Origin of the sequence: Pauljensenia sp. UMB3104, assembly GCF_030217285.1 — a bacterium.
Classification (GTDB): Bacteria; Actinomycetota; Actinomycetes; order Actinomycetales; family Actinomycetaceae; genus Pauljensenia.
In genome coordinates this window covers 1-234 of record NZ_JASONN010000618.1, presented here as the reverse complement: position 1 = coordinate 234, position 234 = coordinate 1, and the positions used below count along the sequence as shown (strand labels likewise).

The window sequence follows — 234 nt, the reverse complement described above, 5'->3', positions numbered from 1 at the left end:
TGACATCTCGTACGGCGTGTATATTTTCCACTTCCCCGTCCTTCAGCTTCTTATCCTGTTCGGCGTTCACACGATGGGGTTCTGGTTCCTTTTAATGGTTGCCACGTTCATCACTGTCATCTTGGCGACAGCGAGCTGGTTGGGTGTTGAACGTGCAACGATGCGTTGGGTTCGCGGAAAATCCCCCTGGGGAGAGCTCTCCTTAGCTGCTCGTTAGTAAGCCTCAGCAAACAA

The 234-nt window shown here is 52.1% G+C and carries 1 pseudogene; it reads left to right on the top strand.

Annotated features, from left to right (window positions below):
- Window positions 1-217, top strand: a pseudogene (locus QP415_RS13015) (acyltransferase family protein); the annotation flags it as partial.
- Between the last annotated feature and the right edge of the window lie 17 nt (window positions 218-234).